18 protein-coding genes are annotated in these 23,338 nt (G+C 39.2%); 10 read left to right on the top strand and 8 right to left on the bottom strand.

Annotated features, from left to right (window positions below; all coding sequences use genetic code 11):
- Window positions 1–193: 193 nt before the first annotated feature.
- From WAA86_RS01775 to WAA86_RS01765, 3 genes are all read right to left on the bottom strand, one after another.
- Window positions 194–331, bottom strand: a complete 138-nt coding sequence (locus WAA86_RS01775) for a hypothetical protein (RefSeq protein WP_337299250.1) — start codon at window positions 329–331, stop codon at window positions 194–196.
- Between the two features lie 102 nt (window positions 332–433).
- Window positions 434–2,539, bottom strand: a complete 2,106-nt coding sequence (locus WAA86_RS01770; protein WP_337299249.1) for a PorP/SprF family type IX secretion system membrane protein — start codon at window positions 2,537–2,539, stop codon at window positions 434–436.
- Between the two features lie 5 nt (window positions 2,540–2,544).
- On the bottom strand, window positions 2,545–4,803 hold the full coding sequence (locus WAA86_RS01765) for a gliding motility-associated C-terminal domain-containing protein (RefSeq protein WP_337299248.1): 2,259 nt from the start codon (window positions 4,801–4,803) through the stop codon (window positions 2,545–2,547).
- A 262-nt stretch (window positions 4,804–5,065) separates the two neighbouring features.
- On the opposite strand from WAA86_RS01765, the gene WAA86_RS01760 reads away from it, so the two are divergent.
- The 4 genes from WAA86_RS01760 to WAA86_RS01745 all read left to right on the top strand — a co-directional run bounded on the left by WAA86_RS01760 (window position 5,066) and on the right by WAA86_RS01745 (window position 7,995).
- Window positions 5,066–6,751 (top strand): glutamine--tRNA ligase/YqeY domain fusion protein, encoded by a 1,686-nt coding sequence (locus tag WAA86_RS01760; RefSeq protein WP_337299247.1) that lies wholly within the window; start codon window positions 5,066–5,068, stop codon window positions 6,749–6,751.
- 345 nt (window positions 6,752–7,096) lie between these two features.
- A complete protein-coding gene (locus tag WAA86_RS01755; protein WP_337299246.1) occupies window positions 7,097–7,426 on the top strand; it encodes a YtxH domain-containing protein in 330 nt (109 codons plus the stop codon).
- A gap of 6 nt (window positions 7,427–7,432) precedes the next feature.
- Window positions 7,433–7,783, top strand: coding sequence for a hypothetical protein (locus WAA86_RS01750; RefSeq protein WP_337299245.1), 351 nt, complete (start codon window positions 7,433–7,435; stop codon window positions 7,781–7,783).
- The gene (locus WAA86_RS01745; RefSeq protein WP_337299244.1) at window positions 7,780–7,995 is read left to right on the top strand and encodes a DUF6327 family protein; all 216 of its coding nucleotides are present in this window, start codon (window positions 7,780–7,782) and stop codon (window positions 7,993–7,995) included. Before WAA86_RS01750 ends, WAA86_RS01745 begins: the two co-directional genes overlap by 4 nt.
- An 84-nt stretch (window positions 7,996–8,079) precedes the next feature.
- On the opposite strand, the gene WAA86_RS01740 is transcribed toward WAA86_RS01745, so the two are convergent.
- Entirely contained in the window at window positions 8,080–9,030 is a 951-nt protein-coding gene (locus WAA86_RS01740; RefSeq protein ID WP_337299243.1) for an SPFH domain-containing protein, read from the bottom strand.
- A gap of 150 nt (window positions 9,031–9,180) precedes the next feature.
- On the bottom strand, window positions 9,181–10,692 hold the full coding sequence (gene gltX / locus WAA86_RS01735; RefSeq protein ID WP_337299242.1) for a glutamate--tRNA ligase: 1,512 nt from the start codon (window positions 10,690–10,692) through the stop codon (window positions 9,181–9,183).
- Between the two features lie 337 nt (window positions 10,693–11,029).
- Between gltX and WAA86_RS01730 the strand changes: the two genes are divergently transcribed.
- The 5 genes from WAA86_RS01730 (at window position 11,030) to WAA86_RS01710 (ending at window position 18,587) form a co-directional block, all read left to right on the top strand.
- A complete protein-coding gene (locus tag WAA86_RS01730; RefSeq protein ID WP_337299241.1) occupies window positions 11,030–14,476 on the top strand; it encodes a hypothetical protein in 3,447 nt (1,148 codons plus the stop codon).
- The gene (gene ybeY, locus WAA86_RS01725) at window positions 14,469–14,888 is read left to right on the top strand and encodes an rRNA maturation RNase YbeY (protein ID WP_337299240.1); all 420 of its coding nucleotides are present in this window, start codon (window positions 14,469–14,471) and stop codon (window positions 14,886–14,888) included. The genes WAA86_RS01730 and ybeY overlap by 8 nt, the downstream gene beginning before the upstream one ends.
- Before the next feature lie 9 nt (window positions 14,889–14,897).
- Window positions 14,898–16,766 (top strand): tRNA uridine-5-carboxymethylaminomethyl(34) synthesis enzyme MnmG, encoded by a 1,869-nt coding sequence (mnmG, locus tag WAA86_RS01720; RefSeq protein ID WP_337299239.1) that lies wholly within the window; start codon window positions 14,898–14,900, stop codon window positions 16,764–16,766.
- A 239-nt stretch (window positions 16,767–17,005) separates the two neighbouring features.
- Window positions 17,006–17,830, top strand: a complete 825-nt coding sequence (locus WAA86_RS01715; RefSeq protein ID WP_337299238.1) for a class I SAM-dependent methyltransferase — start codon at window positions 17,006–17,008, stop codon at window positions 17,828–17,830.
- A gap of 250 nt (window positions 17,831–18,080) precedes the next feature.
- Window positions 18,081–18,587 (top strand): OmpH family outer membrane protein, encoded by a 507-nt coding sequence (locus tag WAA86_RS01710; RefSeq protein WP_337299237.1) that lies wholly within the window; start codon window positions 18,081–18,083, stop codon window positions 18,585–18,587.
- Window positions 18,588–18,648: 61 nt separating this feature from the next.
- Here WAA86_RS01710 and WAA86_RS01705 read toward each other — a convergent pair whose 3' ends face one another.
- From WAA86_RS01705 to rnr, 3 genes are all read right to left on the bottom strand, one after another.
- Entirely contained in the window at window positions 18,649–19,314 is a 666-nt protein-coding gene (locus tag WAA86_RS01705; RefSeq protein ID WP_337299236.1) for a LysE family translocator, read from the bottom strand.
- A 6-nt stretch (window positions 19,315–19,320) separates the two neighbouring features.
- On the bottom strand, window positions 19,321–20,001 hold the full coding sequence (locus WAA86_RS01700) for a head GIN domain-containing protein (RefSeq protein ID WP_337299235.1): 681 nt from the start codon (window positions 19,999–20,001) through the stop codon (window positions 19,321–19,323).
- A 61-nt stretch (window positions 20,002–20,062) separates the two neighbouring features.
- Window positions 20,063–22,249 carry a ribonuclease R gene (gene rnr, locus WAA86_RS01695; protein ID WP_337299234.1) on the bottom strand — a complete coding sequence of 729 codons (2,187 nt, stop codon included), beginning with the start codon at window positions 22,247–22,249 and terminating at the stop codon, window positions 20,063–20,065.
- Window positions 22,250–22,877: 628 nt separating this feature from the next.
- On the opposite strand from rnr, the gene WAA86_RS01690 reads away from it, so the two are divergent.
- Entirely contained in the window at window positions 22,878–23,309 is a 432-nt protein-coding gene (locus tag WAA86_RS01690; RefSeq protein WP_337299233.1) for an RpiB/LacA/LacB family sugar-phosphate isomerase, read from the top strand.
- Window positions 23,310–23,338: the final 29 nt, after the last annotated feature.

Here is a 23,338-nt window from a genome sequence, read left to right as displayed (position 1 = left end):
GGGGGACTTCCAATAGCCAAGTATTCAATAACAAATATTGTCTATAATACCGAGGTTGGGAAGTTATTGTTGTGGGGTCGTATAATTATGTTGTGAAACGCATTTTGCGTATGGTGTGATCTCTTTTTCTATAAAAAGGTCAAAAATGCCCGTATCGACAGGATGCAGCTATTATCGACTAAAGGATGGCCCTTTAAATATCTTGCCATTGGGATACATCCGCGCTCTTTAAAAGACGGTCCAGCATACCCCTGGGATTCTTAAATGACCATCTTGGTGTGCTATAGGTATCATCTTCCACCGGGCAACCTGTGATCATGCTCCAATTCATAATGATGGAGGTAAGCCTCCAATTTGATATTCTACATTTAAGAAAGAAGGTCCGATAATAGGAGCCATAGAAGACTATGGGGAGGGTTACTTCTTTACATGATTAAGCGATAAGGTTGGGGGTAACCCTCATGATCCACATTTTCTGGTCATAAGCTTGGTTGATTTTGGAATAGTAGGATACTAGGGCATTGTTCCAAGAACCATGTTTTTTGAGATATACATAACGATAGTTATTTTTTGGATTGATGAAATAGCTGGCATTCAATCCTTGTGCATTCAACATCTTTACAAAGCGATTGGCATTGTTTGCATTTGAGAATACATTCGCAATAATATAATAACCAGAATCCACGCCATTGATCTTAAAGGTTTGGGTTGATGGTGTAGTAGAAGTCAATTTATCCTTGGCCACAATATTCTTTTGAAGCACGTCTACGCCATACTTGGAAGACTGTTTTTTAATCTTGGACACATTGTCCACATAAGCCTTATCTGGATCGGTATATTTTGTATTGTCCACGTTCATGATCCATTTATCTCCAGCATAAGAGCCATCAACATTTGAATTATGTGCCGCAACGGCCTCCTGCCAGGTATCGTAACGTTTCAGATACACATATTTTAAGCCATTGTTGTTATTGGTAAAATAATCGGCCTCCAGACCTTTTGCATTTAGATCGGACACAAATTTATTTAAATAGTGCTCCCCTTTGTAAACGTTGGCAACAACGTAGTAACCGTCTGCTACACCTTCAAGATTACGGAACCTTCTACTTTTAATGTTGTTCTTTTTGGCAACTTGGGTAAACTCATCTTCCTCAGTAGCCTTTGTGGCCACAACTACATCTTTTACCTGTTCCCTGTTATTTATACCACTTGGTTCATTGTTGTTGATTGTAGGTAAAGGCCTTTTAAAATCGTCCTTCATGGTAGGTTCTTCCTTCATGAAATCCTTTTTGATGTTGGCAACCACGACATTGTCATTGTTCAAGAAATACATCTTCTTGGCCTTGTCTTCCAAATCCGGTCTTTTACCTTGGGTTTCATTGCGCACCATCCGCATGACCATTTCAAACCGCTTTTCCAAATCGGTTTTTCTGTTCTCTTCCAAAGAATCCTGACGGAACATAAGTTCCGCTAGAATTTCATTGTTTTCTGCTAAAGCCTTTTTAAGTTTTTCTATTTCCTCATCCTTGGAGGTTAGAGCCTCTCCTTTATCCAATTCTTCTTCCAAATTGGCCAATTCTTCTTCCTTCTTTTCCAACATTACACGGTCCTCGGTTAGGTTGGGCGTAAAGGAATAGGCAAGAGAAATCTCATGGGTAACACCAAAGTTGTCAAAATTGCTCGAAAGGCCCTTTTCCATGGTATAACCTAAGGATATACGTTTGTTCAAATTGAACCCAACCCCTGCGGCAGCACCGTAAAAGTCATCATATCCTGCTTGTAACCAACCCAATTTGGGAAGGTCCAATATAAGGCTTCCGCCCAGGACCACTTCATTTTCACCCACTTTGCGCACCCGTGCCATGGGCATCAATCGGCCTGACTCCAAAATTCCAGTTTGATTATTAAACTGATGGGTATATTGTAGGTGGCCCGAAAATGTTTTCTCATTGAACTGGGTCACCGACTTGCTGCTCTTCATATTGTAGTCGAACAGGTTTTCAGCAAACATCCCGAAATCGAATTTACCATAAGAGATATTGAATCCCGGTTGAACGGATAGTAGGGAGCTATCCTGGAAACCATTCAACAAAGGGTCTTCCTCAATGGGATTTGCCCTATTTTGGTCAAAGCCACTATTGTAGTAGGATACATTGGCCCCAAAGGTAAAGTTGCTTTTATCACTTAATTTAATTCCATATGCGTAATTGGCCAGGACTCCATAGTTGCTGATTATACCCTCTCTTTGGGTATAAAGACTCAGCCCAAGCCCGGATCTGTCATCAATACGTCCACTATAACTCAAAAAATAAGTTTGATTATTGTCATCAAACGAAACCGATTGGTTTCTGTGCAAAAGATTGATATAGGATTTATCCTCCCTAACCGTTGAAAAGGTGGGGTTTATCAGGAAGCGGTTAAACTTCAATAGGTTTTGTGCTGGCACATCATAGGCCACAAAAGGGTTCTCCTCCTGTGCACCGACCTTGGTCAGTACCATGATAAACAAAAGAATATATATAAGTGGTTGCTTAAGCATCTTAATTAACGTATGATAGTTATGGTACCTTGTTTTAATACCTCTTTATCCGTTTTTATTTTATAGTAAAAAACCATGTTCTGTTTGGAAAAAGCCGTAGTAGACTCTGGCCAGTTGTTTTGATAGTCTTTCACATTTAAAATAACCTCTCCTTTGGCATTATAGATCAGTACATTGATGTCTTTATTTCTGGAATAGGTATTGGGTATGATCCACTGGTCATTGATGCCGTCACCATTCACCGTAATCACATTGGGCACTTTGAAAGTATCCTGCAATGCCACGGAGATCTGTTTGGTAATCTCACAGTTATCAATTTTGGCCACCAATAAATAGCTGCCCACTTCTGTAAAGGTTACCGAGGCAGAGTCACTGAGTTCAGTATTGTTCATATCAAACCATTGGTAAGAAGTTCCTCCACTTGCGGTAACCGTTTTAGATCCTCCCGAAGGAAAAACAACAGTATCCGGTGAATCTAAGGTGATCAACGAATCATCCAATGGAGAAATGTTTACCTCGTTGGAAGGCAAGGGACAACCGTTCCTGTATACTACCAATTGGTATTTTCCAGTTTCTGTAATATTCAATATTTCCGTTGCACGGTTCAGGTTTACCCCATCCTTCATCCAATCAAAAGTAGCGGCTGATAAATCTGTAGTGGTACTTATGGTGATTGATTCCGAATCGTTACAAATTACCGTGCTACTGGCTTCAATGGCCAAGTCTTCATTGACCAAAAGCAACACATTCAATTCATTGGAGGTGGGGTTATACGTATCTAAAACAGCTTCTAGGTCGTAAACCCCATTTTCGGAAATCTCGGTTAGACTAATGGTATTTGCCGTAGCACCGTTCACAATGACGCCATCTTTTTTCCATTGGTAGGCAAAGCTGTTAAGTAGAACGGAGGTCACATCTGTTTTTGCGCCTTCTGAATCAAGAGCATTAATTTTGTCAATACCCAAAACAACGCTGGTCTCCTTGCAATCCTCATATTCGGTGGTGTAGGCAATGTTAATTTCAAAGGACACCGGAACAACAACGGAAGTTGGTTCGGAATCTATAGCGGTGGAAGCACAAGCGCCCCCACTTTGGGATACCCTGGCATTATAAACCCCAGGTTCATCTATATCTATTGTATTGGCAGTTTGTCCGGTTAATAGGGCACCATCCTTGTACCATTGGTACACAGGTGTAGCGGCAGTGGTAGCCACCGAAAGTGTTTTTGTCTGGCCCGGCAATAAAACCATGTTTGCTTCATTGCTCCTTGTAACCGTAAAGTCTCCCGCATTGGTAATGGCAATGGCCGACGAACGTTCCAAACACGTCCCATCCCCATCAATTTCCACGGCATAATCTCCTTCAAAACCTGGAACCGATGCGTCCACGGTATAGGTATGGGCATCCACGACAGGACCGGTAATGGCCTCGCCATTTTTGAACCAAGTGTAGGTAAGGCCCTGCCCCATAATATTAGCCTCCAATGTTTGGGACTCCCCACTGCACAAGGCAGTTTTTGACGGTTCGTTTATGGCAATCCCCAAACTTGCCCCAGTGGTTATCTCTATATCATTGGATAAGGTATTCGCAGAACCGGAACATACAGAACCGTAATCTACCTCTACCATATATATACCCGCTTGGTCAACAGTTATGGAATGACCCTTCTCCGCCAATGGAGTTCCACTTCGGTACCAATTATACCGATAGGTTTCCGCATTGTCTACGTTATGTACCGCTAGGGTTGCACTATTACCGTCACAAAGTTCAATTGTACCTCCAGTAGGTATATTTCCATTTCCGTTTGGACTGATCAATAGGGATGATTTAAAATCTATATAGTACATGGAAAAAGCATCTGAAGCCGGACTTGTCTTCGCTGGACTCGTACTTCTTACACGAAGCTTATATCCTTCTCCCCGTGTTGTAGTCGGTAATTCAAATCTGAAATCGAAATTGAAGTTTGTATTTTTTGTATTATCGGATGCCAGCTCTACAGGATTTGCAAAACTTCCATTGGCATCGGACAATTCCAATATAAAGGCATTGTTGCTGTTCACCAAAGGAGTGTTCCAAGTAAACTTTACATAATATTCATTAAAATCAGCTGAAGCACAAACGGCAGTCCATGGAGAATTGCCCGCCATATTGGGGTTGTCCGCTGGAATTGGTTTGTTCAAAGTCTGCGCAACAGTATGTGACCATCCCAATAATAAAAAGGCAAGTAAAACAATGAAGGGCCTAGTAGTAGTATTTGATCTCATAATTTTTGGCTTATTCATAGAACCAAATGGGAATCTTTTTATTCGATTGATGCAGAAAAGATTTTAAATTGTTGATAAAATCTTGATAACCTTACAGCTCTATTCTATATAACAACAAATATTACATTTAATTATACGGCCCAAAACTTATTGTTGTCTTAGAGATTAAATCTGTTGTGAAACCCTTTTATTACATGGTCATCCGCATTTCTATAATAGGATCAATGCATTTTTGCTACATTTGTGCTCTTAATAAAAACTCATGAGCGAAACATCCAGGTCTCTTAATTTTATAGAGCACATTATTGATGAGGATTTGGCCAATGGCTTCTCCAAAGAAAAACTCCGATTCCGATTTCCACCTGAACCCAATGGATATTTGCATGTGGGCCATGCCAGCTCCATCTGTTTAAATTTTGGCCTTGGTCTAAGGTACAATGCACCGGTCAATCTAAGGTTCGATGATACCAATCCGGCCAAGGAAGAACAAGAGTATGTAGATGCCATTAAAAAAGATGTACAATGGCTTGGCTTTGAATGGGATACCGAGTGTTATGCATCCGATTACTTTCAACAATTATACGACTGGGCCATTATGCTAATTGAGCAAGGAAAAGCCTATGTAGACAGTCAGTCCTCAGAGGATATAGCCAAACAAAAAGGCACTCCCACGGAAGCTGGAACCCATAGTCCGTATAGGACTAGATCCGTTGAGGAAAACCTAGCCTTGTTCAACGCCATGAAAAATGGGGAATTCAAGGAGGGAGAACATGTTTTGCGTGCCAAGATTGATATGTCCTCCTCCAATATGCTGATGAGGGATCCCATTCTTTATAGAATCCTACACAAAGCACACCACAGGACAAATACCGATTGGTGTATTTATCCGATGTACGACTGGACCCATGGTGAAAGCGATTATATAGAACAAGTTTCCCATTCCCTATGTACGCTGGAGTTCGCCATGCACCGCGAACTTTACGACTGGTTTTTGGACCAAGTGGTAGATCCAGAAAAGGTACGCCCCAAACAAAGGGAATTTGCCAGAAGAAATCTTAGCCATACCGTGGTGAGCAAACGGAAACTCTTGCAACTTGTAGAACAAAAAGTAGTAACAGGATGGGACGATCCACGTATGCCAACCATCTCCGGGATGCGAAGGAGAGGTTACACCCCAGAATCCATCCGCAATTTTGTTGACACCATTGGTATTGCCAAAAGAGAGAATGTTGTGGATGTTTCCTTATTGGAATTTTGCGTTAGGGAGCACCTCAATAAAATTGCACCTCGGGTAATGGCGGTATTGGATCCCATTAAACTGGTCATTACCAACTATCCGGAAGGAGCGGAGGAATGGTTGGAAGCAGAAAACAATCCAGAGGACGAAACAGCAGGATACCGAAAGGTACCTTTTTCTAGAGAGCTGTTTATTGAACAGGACGACTTTAAAGAAGAGGCCAACCGCAAATATTTCAGACTGAAATTGGGCGGGGAGGTACGACTCAAAAATGGTTATATCATCAAGGCCGAAAGCTGCACCAAGGATGACCAGGGCAAGATTACCGAAATTCAGTGTACCTATGATCCCAAAAGCAAAAGTGGAAGCGGAACGGAGGAAAGCTTGAGAAAAGTAAAGGGAACCCTTCATTGGGTATCTGTTAAACATGCGGTAGCTGCAGAAGTTAGATTGTACGACCGTCTGTTCAACGATGCTACCCCAGATGGCCATAAAGAGAAAGATTTTATGGAGTTTGTGAACCCCAATTCTTTGGAGATCGTCACCGGATATGTTGAGCCCAGTCTAAAAGAAGCCAAAATAGGGGATATCTTTCAATTTCAACGTTTGGGATACTTTAATATTGAAAAGGACGCCACCCCTGAAAAACTCATATTCAACCGAACAGTTGGTTTAAGGGATACTTGGGGGAAAATCCAAGAAAAAGAATAGTATAATAAAAAGTTATGTACAATAACATACCAATGGTTATTTTCTATTGAAAACGACCTGTTTTAAGCCCCTTTACGGGGCTTTTTTGTTTTTTAACTGCCATATGTACACTTTGTAGTCAAAAGTTACTTAATAACGCTAAAATGTCTATCTTTAGAATACAGTCAAAAGTTTTATGGATGGCATCAATCTTCCTACGATTTCCGCTCTAGTTTTGGACAAAAGGACATAGGAGGGCATCGATCCCTATCGATAAAAGTCGATTTAACCGATTCTTAACAGAGCCCCTCATAATTTGATTGTATCTTTTTACGACCATTGAATATTAATTTTAAATCCATATATATGTCAGACAATACAGGTAATACATTTTTGGCCCTATTAACCGGAGCCGCCATAGGAATTGGCGTGGGAATACTTTATGCACCCGACAAGGGAGAGAAGACCAGAAATAAAATCAAGAAAAAGGCATTGGATACCAAACAGGATGTAACCGATCGTATTTCGCAGCTTACTGAAGAGCTATCCAAGACCGCAGATGCCAAGAAGGCCGATTTTGAACAAACCTTGGAAAAAACAATTTCCAGCATGAGCTACAAGGCAGATGATATTATTGTAACTTTAGAAAAGAAACTGGAGGAGTTGAGGAAGAAAAATGCCCAACTTCAGAAATAATCGCCTATGGCTTTTGAAGAACTAAAGGAAAATCTTTCTGAGGCAGATGCTAATGCGAGGGCCTTTGTAGAGCACAGTAGGGAGTACTACCAACTAAAGACCTTTAAGGTCTTAATGAAAGCGGTTACTTCCCTCATTAAAATGCTATTACTTGGCTCCATTGCGCTATTGGCATTGTTTATCCTCTCCTTCGCAGCCGCCTTTGGGATTGGACAAGCCTTGGAAAATACCTTCTACGGCTTCTTGTGCGTAGGTCTTTTCTATATCCTAATGGGTATAGTGGCCTATGTCTTTAAGGATAAATTGAACAAGCCGCTGTTGGAGAAATTTTCTGAATTTTATTTTGAAGAGATATGATCGCCAAAAAATACAGTTCCTTTGAGGAAATAGACGAACGCTTAAAAATATTAAGACTACAAAAGGATATCAGTAGGGAGTCTTTGAGGTTTAACATCAAGAAATCCAAGGAAACCTTTTATCCAACACATATTTTTGGGGAATTCAGTGGTGTTTTACAAAAAGTACTACTCGGTTTTATTTTAAAGAAAGTCCTTAAAAAATTTACCTAGCTACGATGTCTAACATCAAAGCAAAAACCCATCCCATTCCCTGATTGAAGGAATAGGGTGGGTTTCTTCATTATGGGATTTATGTTAATCCTTCTTAGGCCTTTTTATTTCCGAAGCACTCCCCAATTTGCTTTTTTTCATAGATTCCCCTATCATATTGCTAGCTGTAAAGGAGGCCACCATGTTATTGAGCATATCGCTCCCAGCCTGGGGCGAATTTGGCAATAGAATTAGGTTGGTATTCGTGGCTTCACCAATAGACTGAAGGGTGTCATAATGTTGGGTAACAACAATCAAGGCCGATGCCTCTTGGGAATTGATTCCCACCTTGTTCAGCACTTCCACGGACTCTTCCAACCCGCGGGCTATTTCCCTTCTCTGATCGGCAATACCCTGTCCCTGCAACCTCTTGCTTTCTGCCTCGGCCTTGGCCTTCTCAACAATAAGGATACGGGCGGCATCACCTTCAAATTGGGCGGCAATCTTTTCCCGCTCCGACGCATTGATCCTATTCATTGCCTCCTTCACCTGGGCATCAGGATCTATATCGGTCACCAAGGTCTTGATGATATCATATCCATAATCCAGCATGGCATCCTGCAATTCTGTTTTTACAGCAATGGCTATGTCGTCCTTTTTAACAAAAACATCATCCAATTTCATTTTTGGTACTTCCGCACGGACCACATCAAATACATAGGAGGTTATCTGGTCATGTGGGTATTCCAATTGGTAAAATGCCTCATACACCTTGGATTTTATAACCACATACTGAACCGAAACCTTTAGTTTAACGAACACATCGTCCAAAGTCTTGGTCTCCACAATCACGTCCAACTGTTGTATTTTAAGTCCCACCCGTGCTGCAATCCTATCGATCAAGGGAATTTTCATTTGAAGTCCCGAAGTCCTGATGCTCTGAAACTTACCAAATCGTTCTATGATTACCGCAGTTTGCTGTTTTACCGTAAAAAAAGAAGAAAAAAGAATGACCAAACCGATTAATATTACCGGTATCAATAAAAAATTACCCATGTTACAAAGATTTAGATTAGTTGCTTGAAAGTACAATACTCCGCTAATATCTGTCGCAAAAATTCGATAAATGTTACACCGACCCTAGTTTGGGCCAAAAAAAATCCACTTCAATTGAAGTGGATGTTCATGCAGTCTTTTCTGGTAAGGCTAAGAAAGCGTGGCTATTGCCTTCTTAATTCGCAAAATCACTTCCTCTTTACCGATCAGTCCCATGATATCGAACACATGGGGACCTTTCATATCGCCCACCAAGACCAATCTCAAGGGAGGCATTACTTTACCAAAGGACAGTTCTTGGGCAGCAATCCATTCCTTGACCAGGCTTTCTACATTTCCGGACGTAAAATCCTCTATTCCTTCCAACAAGGTAACGAGAGCATTCAAGATTTCAGGAGTATCTTCCTTCCATTGTTTTTTAACAGCCTTTTCTTCGTATTGGTCTGGGCCAAGAAAGAAATAATCGCTTAAATCCCAAAATTCATGAACAAAAGTTGCACGTTCCTTTATTAAAGTTATAATTTGAATTATATCACTTAATTTTCTTTTCTTTAAAAGATTAGGGTTCTTTTGATTAATGATTTCTTGAAATAATACCGCTAATTCTTCATCCCCTTTCTTCTGGAGATACTGATTGTTATACCATTTGGTTTTTTCAGGATCAAATCTTGCCCCGGACTTGTTGACTCTTTCCAGAGTGAATGCAGATATAAGTTCCTCAAGGCTAAAAATTTCTTGTTCCGTTCCTGGATTCCAACCCAACAGGGCCAAGAAATTTATAACGGCTTCCGGGAAATATCCTTCCTCTTTATAGCCTTTGGATTCGTTCCACGATAATGGAAATACAGGAAATCCGAGTTTCTCACCGTCACGTTTGCTCAATTTGCCTTTTCCAACGGGTTTCATGATCAATGGTAAATGGGCAAATCTTGGTGCCTCCCATCCAAAAGCATCATACAGTTGCTGGTGGAGTGCCAAAGAGGGAAGCCATTCTTCCCCTCTAATCACATGGGAAATTTCCATAAGGTGGTCATCCACAATATTTGCTAGGTGATAGGTAGGCATGCCGTCGCTTTTGAACAAAACCTTATCATCAAGTACATTGGTATCAATTTCAATATTTCCCCTAATAGTATCCTGAAGTGACAATTTCTCATCTTGAGGAGATTTAAAGCGGATTACATAATCTGACCCTTCCGCCAACTTTTTGTTCACGGCCTCATTGGAAAGGGAAAGGGAATTGTTCAACTTTTCCCTGTTATGCCAATTATAAATAAAGGTTTTTCCCTTTTCTTCATGCTCTTTACGGTGTGCATCCAATTCATCAGTACTGTCAAAGGCATAATACGCATGCCCGTTGGCAACCAACTGATCTGCATATTTTTTATATATATCCTTTCTCTCACTCTGTCTATAGGGACCATATTTCCCTTCCTTTCCAGGACCTTCGTCAAACGGAATATTGCACCAATTTAAGGCATCAATGATGTATTGTTCAGCTCCTTCAACATACCTGGTCTGATCCGTATCCTCAATGCGCAATACAAAATCACCATCGTGCTTTTTGGCAAATAAGTAATTGAAGAGGGCTGTTCTGATTCCCCCAATATGTAATCCACCGGTTGGACTTGGTGCAAAACGCACCCGTACTCTTTTGGTCATAACTAAATTTTAAAGCCACAAAGATAAGGCTTGTAGTGGCAAGAAAAAATATTTAAGTTCCTAAGGAGAGACCGCACAATTCTGAAAAGAAACAATGCCTATGCCTGCAATATCAAATAGCTACGGGGCACATTTGGCAAACGGTATAGGCTATTGAACAGAATCATAATCCCTTTTTTCAGATAAATTCCATCTTGTCGTGAACCCTTAGCCCCTGAACACCCATATAATCTAAGAACTTACCTGAACGGCCAATAATGCCTTGGGATGATTTTTAACAGATTTTTAATCCGTAATTTTATCTAATCGGGTATATTGGTAATAAATACAATTGATTTTGAGCAGTTTCAGCAATATTTTAGAAAAACTTAACCGCTTTACGAAGCGGTATTATACTAGGGTACTTCTCAAGGGATTCCTCCTTTTTCTTTCCTTGGGCCTACTTTTTATGCTGATCATATTAGGGGTAGAATACCTGCTATGGCTTGGTTCCAATGGACGTCTGTTACTGTTGCTCCTATTTATTGGCATAGAATCCTATCTCCTGTTTCAATATATTTTGACCCCATTATTTTACCTGTTCCGATTGAAAAAGGGTATAACCAACAAACAGGCCTCCATCTTGATAGGTAAACATTTTCCGGAAGTAGGGGACAAACTGTACAATTTGCTAGAGCTTGCCGATGACCAAGTCAAGTCGGAACTACTTTTGGCAAGCATTGATCAAAGATCTGAAAATTTAAAAAGTATTCCATTTACAAAGGCCATTGATTATAAAGAAGGTCTGTCCTACGCCAAATATCTGGCGCTACCATTACTTCTTTTTGCCCTTTTATGGTTATCGGGCAACCTAAGTTCCTTTTTTGGCTCCTATGACAGAGTGGTCAATTATAAATTGGCATACGAACCCCCAGCACCGTTCTCCTTTAAGCTATTGAACAACAATCTCAATATATTGGAAGGCGAACCATTGACTATTCAAGTAACCACTGAAGGTAAGGTAAACCCCGTGGAAGTTTATATGGTCATGGGCGGAAAGGAAATCTTATTGAAAATGCAAAATGGGGTATATAGTTACCAGTTGAACACCCCTTTAAGATCAGCTGACTTTTATTTTATATCAAACGGTATAAAATCTCCCGATTACGCACTAAATGTTCTTAAAACACCTGTAATACAAGAATTTAGCATGTTACTGGAATTTCCTAGGTATTTGAACATCCCTTCGAAATTGGTCAAGAGCAGTGGCAATACTACCATTCCCGAAGGGACAAAGGTAAATTGGCAAATAGAAGGGGAACAGATCAGCAGTATATCCATGACAACCAAGGATACCGTGCTAACATTTCAACAAAACCGAAGCGAATTTAATCTGAGCAAAAGAATATACCAGGATCTGGCTTATACCATAGCGACTTCCAATCGAAATGTGAAAAACTATGAAGCCCTGGATTATCAGGTTAAAGTAATTAGGGATGCCTATCCGGCCATAAACGTTGCACAGGTCATAGATTCCCTAAACCCCAATATTTTCTATTATGTAGGGGAAGCCTCGGATGATCATGGCATAACCATAATCAACTTGGTCTACTATCCACAGAACAATTTGGATAAAAACCAAATCGTAACGCTCGCCAAACCAAAATCCAATTTTAACAAATTCTATTATACCTTCCCTAGTGGCCTGAATTTAGAAGCAGGAACTAGTTACAGCTACTACTTTGAAGCAACAGATAACGATGCCATCCACAATGGCAAGTCTACAAAGAGTCAAATTTTCAGTACTACGATATTAAATGCAGATGAATTAAACAACAAGGAGCTGGAATTTCAACAAAGCATTATTAAAAACATGGACAAGTCCTTGACCAATTTCAAAAAACAAAGGGAAAATTTAGAGGAGATCAGCAAGGGGCAGAAAGAAAAGACCAGTCTTAATTTTAACGACCAAAACAAAATAACGGACTTCCTTCAGAAACAACAACAACAGGAAAAGCTGATGCAAAAATTCAGCAAACAACTCAATGAAAATTTAGAAAAGACCGGTCAGAATAAAGAAATGAACAAACTGCTCCAAGAGCGTCTTGAAAGACAGGAAATTGAAGCTAAAAAGAATCAAAAACTTTTGGAAGAACTGAACAAAATAGCCGATAAAATAGACAAGGAAGACCTCACAGAGCGTTTAGAGCAACTAGCTAAAAAACAACAAAATAGCGAACGTAATTTAGAGCAATTGTTGGAACTAACCAAACGGTATTATGTAACTGAAAAAGCATCTCAATTAGCGAAGGATCTAGAGAAACTTTCCCAGCGGCAGGATCATTTGGCAAAATTAAAAAAAACAGACGAAAATTCCATAAAGGAACAAGAGGAGCTTAACGATTCCTTCAAGAAAATAGCCAAGGATCTAGAGGAACTCAAGAAAGATAACAAGACACTCCAAAAGCCTTTGGATCTGGAAATAGATTCCCAAAAACAGGAACAGATCAAAGCCGATCAAAAGAATGCCTTGGAAGAATTGAAAAAGACCCTTACAAACGAACAGTCCGCCGACACCGATGTCAAAGAAAACTCAGAAAACAAAGCAGCCAAAAAGCAGAAGTCGGCCGCAGATAAGATGCAACAGATGAGTGAGGCCTTGGAGCAATCCTCTTCTCCAAGTGGTGGTGGATCTACCATTTCGGAAGATGCTGAAATGCTAAGACAGATATTGGACAATCTCATTGTATTCTCATTCAAGCAAGAAAAATTATACGATAACCTACAAAAAATGGATATCGATGTTTCACAATCCTCTAAAATTATCAAGGACCAGCAAGAATTGAGAAATCTCTTTGCGCATGTAGATGACAGTTTGTTTGCGCTTTCCTTAAGGTTGGTAGATATAACAGAGGTAGTAAACGAACAAATTACTGAGGTATACTATAATGTGGATAAGGCTTTGGAAAATTTAGCCGAAAGCAGGACTTATCAATCGCTTGCTTCCCAACAATATGTCCTTACCGCTTCTAATACACTTGCTGATCTCTTGGCTACTATTTTGAGCAATATGCAACAGAGCATGCAATCTGGTAAGGGTTCTAGTTCAGGAGATGGCAACCAGGGTTTTCAATTGCCGGATATCATCAAAGGCCAGGGAGAACTAAAAGATAAGATGGGTCAAATGGGCAAAGGAGGTCAAAATCCGTCTAAAAATGGAAAAGAAGCGGGCGAAGGTCAAGGTAGCAAAAACCGTAATGGCAATACAGATGGAGAAGGAGGACAGGGAAAGGATGGGAAACAAGGAGAGGGCAATGATGAAAAAAATGGTAAGAACGGGAGCAAAAATGGTGATGGGAGTACTGGCAACGGCGAGGGTAAAGAAAAAGAATTGCAAGAGCTCTACCAAATATACAAGGAACAACAAATGCTACGGGAACAGCTTGCTGAACAGTTATTGGATATGATCAAGAAGGAGGATCAGGATTTGACCAAAAAGCTTCTCCAACAAATGGAGGATTTTGAAAATGATCTCTTGGAAAATGGCGTTACAAAACGCGGATTGGAAAAGATCAACAACATACAGCACGAACTCATGAAACTGGAAAATGCAGTTTTGAAACAAGGTCAGAAAACAGAGCGTGAAAGTAATAGCAACGATCGTAATTTTAAGAACCCTATTACGACCAAACCTTCAGTATTAGAGAATTATAGGAACGATGTGGAAATTTTAAATAGACAAGCATTACCTTTGCGGCAAATTTACAAAGAGAAGGTAAAAACCTATTTTAAAAAGAATGATTGATTTCCACTTTGAAACCGAATTTGAACTGGAGAATACAGCCAAGTATTCCGATTGGATAACTAGAATAATTACAGGCCACCAGAGAAGCCATGCACAAATTGATTATATTTTTTGTGATGACGAATTTCTACTGGACATCAACCAAAAATATTTAGACCACGACACCTACACCGATATTATCACTTTTGATTATACGGAAGACAAAACAATTGCTGGTGACATCTTTATATCAATAGATCGGATACAAGAAAACGCAGGGACCTTTGATGTGGAATTCCATAATGAACTTTTACGAGTAATGTCCCATGGCGTTCTTCACCTATTGGGCTATAAAGACAAAACTGATAATGATTCTCTTTTGATGAGAGAAAAGGAAAATGAATGTATCAACATGTTCCACGTGGAACAATAAGACTAATATATGTTTGATAAAGAATACGATGTAATTGTAGTTGGCGCCGGTCATGCGGGAGCAGAGGCAGCTGCTGCAGCTGCCAATCTGGGATCCAAGACCTTGTTGGTCACCATGAACCTTCAAACCATTGGACAGATGTCCTGTAATCCTGCCATGGGTGGGATAGCAAAAGGACAGATTGTACGGGAGATTGATGCCTTGGGCGGATATAGCGGAATTATAAGCGATAAGTCGGCCATTCAATTTAAAATGTTGAATAAATCCAAAGGCCCGGCCATGTGGAGCCCAAGAACACAAAACGACCGTATGCGCTTCGCAGAGGAATGGAGGATTGCCCTAGAGAATACCCCCAATGTAGATTTCTATCAGGAAATGGTTTCCGGTCTCCTAATTGAAGGTGATAGGGTAGTAGGGGTAAAGACCTCTTTGGGCCTTGAAATAAGAAGTAGGGCAGTAGTTCTAACCAACGGAACCTTTTTAAATGGTCTCATTCATATAGGCGACAAACAATTTGGTGGTGGACGAGCTGGTGAAAAAGCTGCCACAGGCATAACAGAACAATTGGTCTCCCTTGGCTTTGACAGCGGCCGTATGAAAACGGGGACACCGCCAAGAGTTGACGGACGCTCCCTAGACTATTCCAAGATGATAGTCCAGCCCGGGGATGAGATACCAGAGAAATTTTCGTACTCCCCAACATCTCCTTTAAAACTGCAACGTGATTGTCACATGACCCATACCAGTAAACTGGTCCATGATCTTCTTAAAGAAGGATTCGACAGATCACCAATGTTCAATGGCCGTATTAAAAGTTTAGGCCCAAGATATTGTCCTTCCATAGAAGACAAAATAAACCGATTTGCAGATAAGGACAGTCATCAACTTTTTGTAGAACCAGAAGGCTGGAACACTGTTGAAGTCTATGTCAATGGTTTTTCTACTTCTTTGCCAGAGGATGTACAATATAAAGCACTAAAATCTGTAGTTGGATTTGAGAACGTAAAATTCTTCAGACCAGGATATGCTATAGAATACGATTACTTTCCACCAACACAACTAAAGCACACCCTAGAAACCAAATTGATCAACAACCTATATTTTGCCGGACAGATCAATGGGACAACCGGATATGAAGAGGCAGCCTCCCAAGGCCTGATGGCCGGTATAAACGCCCATTTAAAAATAAATGAGGAAAATCCGTTTATCCTACACAGGGACGAAGCATATATAGGAGTTTTAGTAGATGACCTTATAACGAAAGGAACAGAGGAACCTTACAGAATGTTTACCTCCAGAGCAGAATATAGGACACTCCTAAGACAAGATAACGCTGACTTAAGATTAACCCCTAGAAGTTATGCCATTGGATTAGCGAAAGAAGATCGACTTAAAAGAATGGAGGAGAAGGAAAAGAATTCAAATAAATTTATAGAATTTTTTAAAGAGACCAGTGTTTCAGCAGAGGACATTAATCCTATCTTGGAAAGTGTCGGTTCGGCACCGGTAAAACAAACCGGAAAGATGTTCAAGGTTTTTTCGCGACCCAATGTAACCATGGACCATATGCTCCAATTGGAAAGCGTATCCAACTATGTAGATCAGGAAAATTTTGATAGGGATGTCTTGGAACAAGCAGAAATACAAGTTAAGTATTCGGGCTATATCGAGAAAGAAAAGAACAATGCGGACAAATTGCAACGTTTGGAAAACATCAAAATTCCCGACAATTTTGATTATTACAAATTGAAGTCACTCTCTTTTGAAGCTAGGGAAAAATTAAACGCAATTAGACCTGTGACCATTTCACAAGCGTCACGAATAAGTGGGGTATCACCAAGCGACATCAGCGTGCTTCTGGTTTTCATGGGACGCTAAATAAACTTCAGTTGTACAATAAAAAAAGGATTGTTCCACGTGGAACAATCCTTTTTTTATTGTATCAATACTTCGTTCTAACCCTTTTTAAAAAAACAGCATTCCTTTACTAAAATTGAAATTCATTGTAACATTGGTCCACGTGGAACAATTGATTTAGCACTTTTTAAAACACAAAAACCTTTTACGCAATCCCATAACAGACTATATTTGATCCCATTTAAAAGCAATCCGTATCCATGCAAAAGAATATAATTGTAAAGGACCACAGTATTAGCCATGAAGAATTTGAACTGGTTTATGATAGTCAATATGATTATTATTTGACCAAACCTGTTCCAAATAATTTGTCCAAATACTATGAGAGCAAAGCCTATATTTCCCATACAGATGCAACGGATACCTTACAAGATAAAATTTATCAATTTGTCAAAAGAATAAACCTTCATCATAAAGTAAAGCTCATTAGCCAATATACCACCAACAAAAAAATCCTTGATATTGGGGCGGGTACTGGCGACTTCCTAAAATACGCCAAGATTAAAGGATGGGACATTACAGGAGTAGAACCAAATGAACATGCCAGAAAACTGGCTTCTGAAAAAGGAATACAGCTTAGTAGCTCCTTCGAAGAACTACCTGCAGAGCAATATGATATTATTACCCTCTGGCACGTATTGGAACATTTGCCCGACCTTGATGCCCACATCAAACAACTACACAATTTATTGCTTCCACAAGGAACTTTGATCATAGCAGTACCCAACTACAACTCATATGATGCAAAACATTATGGTCACTATTGGGCCGCCTTTGATGTGCCGCGACATCTCTACCACTTCTCCCGAAACAGTATAAAGAGAATATTTTCTAAACATAGTTTTTCATTAGTTGCAACCAAACCAATGCTCTTTGATTCTTATTACGTATCTCTTTTGTCCGAAAAATATAAGCATGCAAAGGGCAACTTTTTTAAAGCTTTTTTAGTTGGAACACTCTCCAATATCCAAGGATTGTTCTCTAAAGAACATTCTTCGCATATTTACATCCTAAAAAAGCAGTAATTCTTTATTAGCTGCCGTGTCTGAATACTTTGGTCCTTACTCCTTGTCCATGTATTCCTAAATACAAAAACATCCTTAAAAACGCTTAAAACTGATCTAATTTCATAATTAAAACCAATTTAAAATATTAAAACTATAAGGCTTCATTATAATTACCATGGAATCTATACCAAACGGATTTTAAAACTTTATATCAATCTATATATTATTCAAAAAGCTTTTCTACTTTTGCCTCCATAAAAACCAAGAAATGAAAAAAATATTATTTGCCGCTGTGTTAATGACCATGGTAGGTTGCCAAGAGAATAAGATAGCCTTTGTAGACAACGTTAAATTGATGGATGAATATCAAGAAAAAATTGATATGGAATCCAAATTTAAAACCAAGGCGGAAGCATTGAACAAAACCAGGGATAGTATTTCACAAGCTTTTCAAATTGAAGCCCAGGCGTTTCAAAGCAAAGCAGATAAGATGTCCCAGGACCAGGCCCAAAAAGAATATGGTGCACTGCAACAAAGAGGCCAAATGATTGGTCAACAACTTCAACAACAGGAGCAACAGCTACAATCGGTTAGTCAAACTGAAATGGATAGTATTATCAGCAAGGTAAAGAGAGAAATTAAAGCTTATGGAAAAGATAAAGGATATACTTTTATCTTAGGTGGAGGAGAAGGCGGAAGCGTGCTTTATGGAGATGATTCCAAGGATGTTACCAAAGAAGTTTTGGCCATTTTGAACGAGAAGTACAAAAAATAACATTATTCACCACAAAAAAAGCCCGACCTTATCAGTCGGGCTTTTTTTATACCTTAATTTTTTATTCCCTGATTAGTTCCAGGCCTTTTTCTATATTCAGTTTGTCCTTGGGTAAGAATCCTTTGACAATCAACACCAGGCCACAAACAATCAGAATTATTCCAAGTCCCTTTTTGATCCTGTAAATTCTCGGCGGGGTTAATTTCTTTCTCAGTTGTTTCGCCAATAAAATTTTAAAGAGATCCGTAACGATATACGCTCCTAACATAGAGGAGAAGAACACAATCAACCTATTGGGATCATTGTCCAAACTAGGGCCTACCACAATCAAAACACCCAACCAGAACACAAGTACACCTATATTGATGAAATTCAATAGAAAACCCTTTATAAAAAGTCCTAGATAATCACTTTTTGAGGCCTTAAGTTTTGGCTGTTTATGTTTGATCCCCTTTTTGGTCAGTATTACCAAACCATAAACCAATAATATTGCACCTCCGAAAACGTACAATCCCGGTTGATTACTGAGATTTTCCAGTAATTGAAAACTACTAAAATAGGCAACTACCAAAAAAATAATATCCGCAATGATCACACCTAAATCAAAGCACATTGCCGCCCTAAATCCCCGCAAAGCGCTCGTCTCCAACAATACAAAAAACACAGGACCAATCATAAAACTTAGAAAAAAGCCTAATGGAATAGCTGCCTGAACATCTTCTAACATACAATTCTACATTTTCCTTATTGTACCACCAAAAACCGTTTTTTCCTCAATCTTCGTGGGATTCCCATAGACCAACACCTCACCACCAGCCTTGACTACAGCCTTGACATAACTGCTGGAATAAATAGATGCCCTGGATCCAGCATTTACATTTACGGTACTGAATTTGGTTTTAAATTCCTTTCCCTCATAGATTCCCCCGGTATTGATCTGCACATCTTGGTTATCCGAAGAGCCTGATGCCCTTACGGTGCCTCCTGTAACCGTTTTAACCAATAACTGCTCTACCTGTGCCTTGATGATCAGTTGAGCTCCTTCCTGGGCCTTAAGTTCCAATATTTCCTGCTTTATGACGTCATCGGAAGTGATACGTGCATCTTCATTGACATCAATGACCACCAGGTTTTCGGTATAATACACATCAATAAAGGTTCTATAACCACTGAAAATCTTATCAACCTCCATACGAATCTTCAAAACTCCCTCGTTATTGACTATCGCCACCTTTTTGGTGTTGGCACCGGTTATGACCGCCTTATTAACATTGGATCTTATTAGATTCACGGAAAGTCCGTCAAAAGCCTTGATCTGGGAAAATTTCTGTAACTCTTGGGTAATCTTTTCGTTTTGAGCACTCGCTACATGAGCCCCAAGACAAAAGAAGAATATCCAAAATAACTTTTTCATTCCTTTTACTTTTTAAAAAGAATAGCTGCTTAAAACAAATACTATTCCAAAAAATAATTAACTATGCCTTTCCCAAAAGCGAAAAATCCAAATGTCGCTTCATCAAATCAGTATTCTTCACCATAACAACCACTTCGTCTCCCAATTGGTATGTTTTTTTGGTTTTCTCGCCTACTATGGCATATTGCTTCTCATCAAAGGTATAATAATCATCTTTTATATCCCTAATCCGAACCATTCCTTCGCACTTATTCTCTATGATCTCCACATAAATTCCCCACTCGGTAACACCAGAAATAACACCAATAAATTCCTGATCCTTATGATCCTCCATGAACTTGATCTGCATATATTTAATGGAATCACGCTCTGCATTGGCCGCTAAAGATTCCATGTCTGAGGAATGCTTACACTTTTCTTCGAATATTTCACTTTTAGCCGTGCTACCTCCATCCAAATAATGCTGTAACAATCGGTGGACCATTACATCAGGATAGCGCCTAATAGGCGATGTGAAATGGGTATAATAATCAAAAGCCAGACCGTAATGTCCAATATTGTCCGTGGTATATATGGCCTTGCTCATACTTCTTATGGCCAGGGTATCCACCAAATTCTGTTCTTTCTGTCCTTTTACATCCTCCAAAAGCTTGTTCAGAGAATTGCTAATGTCTTTTTTGGTCTTAAAATTAAGACTGTGTCCAAAACGGGAAATAATACCATTCAAAGCTATTAATTTCTCTTCGTTTGGTTCATCGTGCACCCTATAAACAAATGTTTTTACCGGTTTTTGCTTTCCTATGAATTCTGCAACCTTCCGGTTGGCCAAAAGCATAAACTCCTCTATCAGTTTATTTGCATCCTTACTTTCTTTAAAGTAAACCCCTTCAGGTTCGCCAGTTTCACTTAGATTGAACCTGACCTCCACCTTATCAAAAGATATGGCCCCGGCCTTCATTCTTTTTTCCCTGAGAATTTTTGCGAGTCTGTCAAAGGTCAAGGTAGCCTCCACCACCTCATGGGCTACTTTATAACCCTCTCCCCGTATAGAAATATCCTCTGGAATATCTCCAGAACCCGTTTCTATAATATGTTGGGCCTCCTCATAGGCAAACCTTTCATTGGAATTGATTACGGTTCTACCAAACCATTGGTTCTGTAACATGGCCTTGTCATCCAATTCAAAGATGGCAGAAAATGTATACTTTTCCTCATTGGGACGCAAAGAACAAGCGTTATTGGACAATACCTCCGGTAACATGGGAACCACACGGTCTACCAGATACACGGACGTTGCTCTTTCGTAAGCTTCATCGTCCAAAATCGTATCTGTTCTTAAATAATGCGACACATCGGCAATATGTACCCCTATTTCATAATTTCCGTTTTCCAAAACCTGAAAAGACAGCGCATCATCAAAATCTTTCGCATCCCTTGGATCTATGGTAAATGTCAAGACATCCCGCATATCCCTTCTCTTGGCTATTTCTTCCTCTTTTATGGAAGTGTCCAGCTTATTGGCAAAATGCTCCACTTCCAATGGAAATTCATAAGGTAGTCCATATTCGGCAAGAATTGAGTGGATCTCTGTATTGTGCTCCCCAGGTTTGCCGAGTACTTCTGTAACTTCACCCATTGGGGAATCCCTATCATCGGGCCAATCCACAATTTTTACAATGACCTTATCGCCATCATTTGCCTTGTTCACCTTTTCCAAAGGAACAAAAATATCCGTATACATTCTATGGTCACTGGGCCTTACAAAGGCAAAGGTCTTTTGCAGATCCAAAATACCCACAAAGGTGGACTTATTTCTCTGGGTGACCTTTGTAATTTCTCCCTCTAGTTTTCTTCCTCTCCTTCTAGGGTAAATATATACTTCAACCTCGTCTCCATGAAAAGCCTTTTTAAGTTTATTGAATGGTACAAACACATCATCGTCCAATCCCTCTACTACAATATAGGCATTGCCCCTTCCGGTGACATCAACTTTTCCTGTATGGTAACTTTTGGTTCTTCCTATTGCTTTATATTGACCTGGACCCTCCTCTAGGATCCGTTTTTTTTCCTTTAGTTCAACCAGTTTCTTTATAAGTTCATTTCTACCATTACCTTCAGTAATATTAAGTTTGGCAGCTATTTGTTTATAATTGAAGCTTTTGCCCTCTCCCTTTTCCAACACGGTAAAAATGCCCTTTGTAATCTCATTTCTCTTCTGGCTTTTTGACCTTTTACTCTTCTTTGACATTAATTTCTTTTATTTCTGGAAAATTACAAATTATAATCCATTGAAGCTTCTACAATCAACCAACTTAACTTAATGATAAGAAAAAACATATGATGTTATAAACATATATTATATAATATTCTTTTTCTTTTATTGATTTTAAAAAACAATGGTGGTTATTATAGGCTGTTAATAGTGGATATAAAATTTTTGGGAAAAGATTGCTTTCTATTCAAATGAAAACTTGTTGACATTTTATACACCCCTTATAATCTTAATTATATCTTAAAAATCAAGATATTGTAAAATTCATTAACGGATATTAATAACCCTTATCAACATCTTATTTTTAATAATTTGATATGTTGATAATGTTAATTTCGACAAGGAAATGTTTAATATCTTTTTCTTATTTAATCAGAACTAAATAGTGCTAGTTCCAATAAATTTTACAATTGATTTTAATGGAAAGAAATAAAAATTTAATCCTTATTTTTTATGAGGGTGTTATTAACAATTCTCAAAAAAACCTAAGGTGCATAATTACAGCTAGTTTGGTGAAAGTTGAAATTTATGTTGTTAACAACCTCAATTTTGTGGTAAAACCATAGGTTATTGTACATTTGTGAAGGATTAATACTACTGCGTTATGAAAATAGCTATTGGAAATGACCATGCCGGGACAGAATATAAGCTTGCGGTCATAGGACTATTGAAATCAATGAATATAGAAGTTACCAATTACGGTACGGATGGTACCGATAGTGTTGACTACCCTGATTTTGTACACCCTGTGTCCAAGGATGTGGAACAGGGCAATGTAGATTTTGGCATCATTATATGTGGTAGTGGAAATGGGGCTTCCATGACGGCAAATAAACATCAGAAAGTACGTTGTGCACTTTGTTGGAACAAAGAGATTGTTGCCTTGGCCAGGGAACACAACGACGCCAATATTCTTAGTCTGCCTGCAAGATATATTTCATTGCCCCAAGCATTGGAAATGGTAAAGACCTTTCTTGAAACTAAGTTTGAAGGGGGAAGACATGAAAGAAGAATTGAAAAAATTCCCTGTTCATAATCTATTTTAGCATTGAAAAGCACCACTGC

Source organism: Sediminicola sp. 1XM1-17, assembly GCF_037203765.1.
Classification (GTDB): domain Bacteria; phylum Bacteroidota; class Bacteroidia; order Flavobacteriales; family Flavobacteriaceae; genus Sediminicola.
Note: the sequence above shows the minus strand (reverse complement) of the source record. Positions and strands in the feature narration are given on the sequence as shown.

Coding starts and splice junctions, on each gene's coding strand:
- WAA86_RS01775 (WP_337299250.1), bottom strand. CDS start 331: ATGAATTGGAGCATGATCACAGGTTGCCCGGTGGAAGATGATACCTAT.
- WAA86_RS01770 (WP_337299249.1), bottom strand. CDS start 2,539: ATGCTTAAGCAACCACTTATATATATTCTTTTGTTTATCATGGTACTG.
- WAA86_RS01765 (WP_337299248.1), bottom strand. CDS start 4,803: ATGAGATCAAATACTACTACTAGGCCCTTCATTGTTTTACTTGCCTTT.
- WAA86_RS01760 (WP_337299247.1), top strand. CDS start 5,066: ATGAGCGAAACATCCAGGTCTCTTAATTTTATAGAGCACATTATTGAT.
- WAA86_RS01755 (WP_337299246.1), top strand. CDS start 7,097: ATGTCAGACAATACAGGTAATACATTTTTGGCCCTATTAACCGGAGCC.
- WAA86_RS01750 (WP_337299245.1), top strand. CDS start 7,433: ATGGCTTTTGAAGAACTAAAGGAAAATCTTTCTGAGGCAGATGCTAAT.
- WAA86_RS01745 (WP_337299244.1), top strand. CDS start 7,780: ATGATCGCCAAAAAATACAGTTCCTTTGAGGAAATAGACGAACGCTTA.
- WAA86_RS01740 (WP_337299243.1), bottom strand. CDS start 9,030: ATGGGTAATTTTTTATTGATACCGGTAATATTAATCGGTTTGGTCATT.
- gltX (WP_337299242.1), bottom strand. CDS start 10,692: ATGACCAAAAGAGTACGGGTGCGTTTTGCACCAAGTCCAACCGGTGGA.
- ybeY (WP_337299240.1), top strand. CDS start 14,469: ATGATTGATTTCCACTTTGAAACCGAATTTGAACTGGAGAATACAGCC.
- mnmG (WP_337299239.1), top strand. CDS start 14,898: ATGTTTGATAAAGAATACGATGTAATTGTAGTTGGCGCCGGTCATGCG.
- WAA86_RS01715 (WP_337299238.1), top strand. CDS start 17,006: ATGCAAAAGAATATAATTGTAAAGGACCACAGTATTAGCCATGAAGAA.
- WAA86_RS01710 (WP_337299237.1), top strand. CDS start 18,081: ATGAAAAAAATATTATTTGCCGCTGTGTTAATGACCATGGTAGGTTGC.
- WAA86_RS01705 (WP_337299236.1), bottom strand. CDS start 19,314: ATGTTAGAAGATGTTCAGGCAGCTATTCCATTAGGCTTTTTTCTAAGT.
- WAA86_RS01700 (WP_337299235.1), bottom strand. CDS start 20,001: ATGAAAAAGTTATTTTGGATATTCTTCTTTTGTCTTGGGGCTCATGTA.
- rnr (WP_337299234.1), bottom strand. CDS start 22,249: ATGTCAAAGAAGAGTAAAAGGTCAAAAAGCCAGAAGAGAAATGAGATT.
- WAA86_RS01690 (WP_337299233.1), top strand. CDS start 22,878: ATGAAAATAGCTATTGGAAATGACCATGCCGGGACAGAATATAAGCTT.